This is a genomic window from Bifidobacterium asteroides (assembly GCF_003202695.1).
GTDB classification, from domain to species: domain Bacteria; phylum Actinomycetota; class Actinomycetes; order Actinomycetales; family Bifidobacteriaceae; genus Bombiscardovia; species Bombiscardovia asteroides_G.
This window is the reverse complement of record NZ_QGLL01000011.1, coordinates 1-3205: the sequence shown is the minus strand read 5'-3', so window position 1 is coordinate 3205 and position 3205 is coordinate 1. Positions and strand designations below refer to the sequence as shown.

Annotated in this window: 3 protein-coding genes; all 3 read right to left on the bottom strand. The window is 57.6% G+C overall.

From position 1 onward, the window contains the following. Positions 1-153: 153 nt before the first annotated feature. The 3 genes from DKK75_RS07960 to DKK75_RS07950 all read right to left on the bottom strand — a co-directional run bounded on the left by DKK75_RS07960 (position 154) and on the right by DKK75_RS07950 (position 2616). Positions 154-1683, bottom strand: coding sequence for a WXG100 family type VII secretion target (locus DKK75_RS07960; protein ID WP_110452896.1), 1530 nt, complete (start codon positions 1681-1683; stop codon positions 154-156). Next, positions 1680-2084 (bottom strand): hypothetical protein, encoded by a 405-nt coding sequence (locus DKK75_RS07955; RefSeq protein WP_146208643.1) that lies wholly within the window; start codon positions 2082-2084, stop codon positions 1680-1682. The genes DKK75_RS07960 and DKK75_RS07955 overlap by 4 nt, the downstream gene beginning before the upstream one ends. 208 nt (positions 2085-2292) lie before the next feature. Further along, positions 2293-2616, bottom strand: coding sequence for a hypothetical protein (locus DKK75_RS07950; RefSeq protein WP_110452894.1), 324 nt, complete (start codon positions 2614-2616; stop codon positions 2293-2295). Positions 2617-3205: the final 589 nt, after the last annotated feature.

Here is a 3205-nt window from a genome sequence, read left to right as displayed (position 1 = left end):
GGCACGGGAAAAGGCACGCTCCCCCGCAGCCGCATGACGCGCGCACCCCGCCACCCGCGACATGACCGAAGACGCCCTCTGCAGCCAGGAGCCCCCCGCAGGAAGCCGCAAGGAACCAGAAACACCAACAGCCATCACACACCATCCTCCCGCTCAAAGCATCGAATCCGCCACTCGGCCCACCAGGCCAAGAACCGGCGCAGCCGGGGCAAGCAGGCCGGCCCACTCCGTCAGGCCGGCCCCGAATCCGGTCTTATGCTCAGCCTTATGGTCTTCGACACGCCTTTCTGCATCAACCATATCCTGAGCCACATTCTTCATAGCGTCTGCACGCAAAGTCTCGCGGCTCGCATCCAGCCCAAACCGCATTATCGTCGCAGCATCCGCCGGATTGAAGACCCCGTACAGATCGCTTTGCTCCAGCAGCCATTTCCAATCACGCGGCAATACGCCCTCTAACTGATAATCATTGAATAGGCGGGTCGCTTCCTTTTTCGGCCCTTCGGGAAGGGCCCTAAGGAATTCAATAATCTTCTCCCTGGGCTGGTTGGCGAAGCCGCTATTGTCAAGCAATTTATAATTGCTCTGTCTCAGTGCGACATCAATATCCGTGACCATGCCGGAATTACGGCCGTACGAATTTAGTCCGCCGATCACCCGCTGATACATCGGCAATCCCTTTGACTCAGCGAAAAACCGCAAACCAGCAGCGCTCTGTTTCACTAAAACACCTGGAGCACCAGCCAAAACCATTGAGAGAAAACCAAGGAATAACTGCACCGCGTTTTCGTCTCCGCAGATAAAAGCCACAATATCATTTAGAAAGCCTACGGCGGCCAGCGCGAAAGCAAGCAGGCCGAGTATGCCCCCAGGCCCCAAAAACAGCATCGCAAAGCTGACAACATAGCCGGCGATCTCCGCGACTTTGACGATCGTCCGCCAGGCATCGCTGTAATAGACACGATCGAACACCGAGACCGGCGGCAAATCGTCCAGAGCCCCGTTCAGCCAGCTAACAGCAGCATCGGCGCCGTTATTATAATTGTCGACAGCCATGCGAGCATCACGGCAGGCTGCATCATACGATCCCTGCGCCTCTTCCAACTTTTTGCGGAAGAAATCCACCTGCCCCTTGGCGGCATCGGCATTGCGCTGCGCCCGTCGCACATCCGCAGCCGGCAGACTAAAATCCACACCCAGTGGACTACGATCCACCACACCCAGCGGACCACGATCCACACCCAGCGGACCTTTCACCTGCAGCGAAGCCGTGCCGGCAGTGGCCGCGCCGCCGAGAGCCCCATACAGCTTTGAGTTCGCATCGGAGGCCTTATTCTGGGCATCCACCGCCCGATTATAAGCATCCAAGGCCTTGCGCTGGCAATCCTCCATGCAGTTGGCCCACAAATTCAGGGTCTGAGAAATCGCATTCAACCCATCCGACAAGCTGGAAAGATTGCTGGGAAAATCCTCCAGCTTGGAGACAAACCTATCCGCCGCCTTGCCAACGAACACCGATCCGTTGTCGTGATCGGACCTGATCCGGCTCACATCATCTTTCAAGTCATCCACCGCTGAAGACTTCAAGTCTGCCGCGTCAGCACACTCTCTGACCCCGTCCGGATCCCCGGGTACAGGGTCCAAGTAGAACTCGAGCATGGACCAGTTAATATTCAAACTCATCTGTCAACGCCCCCATCGAGCCATACCGACAATGTGCCGGTGATCAAATCGAACAATTCAAATAACTGATCCTCCACATCAGAGGAAAACGTGAACCCCATCACCACGACCACACGGCCTCCAAAAGGAACAAAAGTCTGCAGGACCGAATATTTGAGCGGCCGGGAGCCCTCGCCCGGATGCAAGGTGCGATGCCCGAGAACCCGCACCGCCCTTCCCGCCTGCGGCAGATTGATCATCGAAACATCCGACTCGTCATCACCATCCGAATCCTCATCATTCTCATGAACCGTGGCAGATATCGCCTCGAAAACGGATTCATCGTCATGATGAGGAGGCTCAGGAAGAATCGAGACGGTTACCGAAGCATCCAGAATCCCATCGGCAGTGGGCTGCGCCATTGCAGCCCCATACCTCACGCCTTTCGCCCAAGAGGATGTGAGCTCACGGTAGAGCCTGTCCTCTATCACCTGCCTTTTGCCCGCCAAAGCCGGTATCTGCTCCACCGCCCTCCGAGCCTGCGCACGAGCGTAATCCCGCCTCCCCTTTCCAGTAAGATCCATCCTCTCCCAGCCATCAGGGACCACCATGCTGAAGTGGATGCCTTGCTCAGCCACGGCGCACCGCCTCAGCACTCGAACCGGAGCCGAGCATCTGACCAGCCTGGCCCCCTATCCTGTCGTCCGCCTCGCGGAACTCCTCGACCACATTGTCAAGCATCGATCCAAGGTCACCCGCCTTCCTCGAATATTTACGGCTCAACGTATGCAAACGGGCTATGCAATCGCCATACGCATTGATCACTGAAGGATGACCTATGCAATTCGAATCAGCCTGGGCACCCGTAAAATCACCAATCGTCTCTTCAATATTCTTCAAAACCCAAGAAACAGCTTTAAGTTCATCATACGAAACCCTAAGCTCACCAGCCATAATCAATCTCCCCTTTCAACCTTCGCGACGCGCGCACCCCGCCACCCGCGACATGACCGAAGACGCGCTCTGCAGCCAGGAGCCCCCCCCCGCAGGAAGCCGCAAGGAGCCGGAAACACCAACAGCCATCACACACCACCCTTGAGCAACATCACGCAAGGAAAGAGCAGCTGCCAACCACTCCTACCATCACTGTCTCCACTAGAATAAAGCATCAGACACCCCGCTGACGCCGGTCCATTCACCGCTCGGCACAGCCACCACCGCCACCTCCCAGGCCAGAGGACGGGGGACCGCTCGACGATCCCGTCGCCCCTTCGCGGTCAAGCTCCTCGATCATGAAGTCGGAGTCAGCAAGAGAGAAAGTGCCCGAGGGGCCGACAGGCGCCGTTTCACCAGGCGCGAGCAGACGGCCGGACACCCTGGTTCCATTGGAGGAATGCCGGTCCGTTATCTCGAACCCGCCTTGTTGGGGTTTGTTTTTTCCTGTTACCGCAGCAGGGGTCACCGTCCGTTCGGGTCCCCTGGGTACTGTGGCGCGCCAGTCTGACTCGCACCAAGGCTTCCGCTAGCGACAACTGGATGACGG

Coding starts and splice junctions, on each gene's coding strand:
- DKK75_RS07960 (WP_110452896.1), bottom strand. CDS start 1,683: ATGAGTTTGAATATTAACTGGTCCATGCTCGAGTTCTACTTGGACCCT.
- DKK75_RS07955 (WP_146208643.1), bottom strand. CDS start 2,084: ATGGCGCAGCCCACTGCCGATGGGATTCTGGATGCTTCGGTAACCGTC.
- DKK75_RS07950 (WP_110452894.1), bottom strand. CDS start 2,616: ATGGCTGGTGAGCTTAGGGTTTCGTATGATGAACTTAAAGCTGTTTCT.